The following is a 725-nucleotide window of genomic DNA, read 5'->3' as shown; positions in this document are numbered from 1 at the left end:
AGATACATTATACATAGAATTCCAAACGCGATCGTCGTGCGGACGGGGATACGCTCAGAATAATCGAGACCATTTAACACCGGAATTCCGCTGAGATATAGCCAGATTACGCCGGTCACTATTAGCGCGGCCCCGCCGCTGTATGTGTGTCCAAAGATCAAGTACACCATCACTAGGAACAGAGGAGGAAGATATCGCTTCGAATCGCCGAGACCACACTCGATTTTGAATACGGAGAGAACGATCAACGGAATCAATGGATAAAAGAAATTCAACTTCGTCGGACGAGTGCCTTTTGCGATAGAATACGACATCAGTACGAAGATCAGCGCCGCGAGCAAGGCAGTCCGTCGGGATAGACCCGGAATCGCACGGTCAGCGTACGCGAGGATAAGAACCGTCCCAGCGATCGCCGCTGTTGCACCAAATCGATAGCTGATATCCACATTTAATCCGGTGACCTGAGCGAATTCCGCGACGAATACCATATGTCCCGGTGTGTGACTATACGTTCCAACCTGTTCGAGGCCCCCGGATACAACGATCGATTTCGCGGTCGGAATAAACGCGAAGGTGTCCGGAGAGTACATTCCTGCCGGAAAGGCTAGTTGCGAACTCCAGAATGTGAAGAACGCAAAAATGGCTATTTCGGCCGTAATGACATTCCAAGAACCTCCTCGGAATATCTGATACCCGATGACGGCTGCCATTGCTCCGTGAAGTAC

1 protein-coding gene is annotated in these 725 nt (G+C 50.6%); it reads right to left on the bottom strand.

The genetic code is table 11. From position 1 onward, the window contains the following. The coding region (locus EXE45_RS17240; protein WP_137695053.1) for a hypothetical protein at positions 1-710 on the bottom strand (710 nt) is incomplete at its 3' end. Positions 711-725 lie beyond the last annotated feature (15 nt).

This window comes from Halorubrum sp. SP9 (genome assembly GCF_005435015.1).
Classification (GTDB): Archaea; Halobacteriota; Halobacteria; order Halobacteriales; family Haloferacaceae; genus Halorubrum; species Halorubrum sodomense.
The sequence above is the reverse complement of the archived record's forward strand: the minus strand, read 5'-3'. Positions and strand labels throughout refer to the sequence as shown.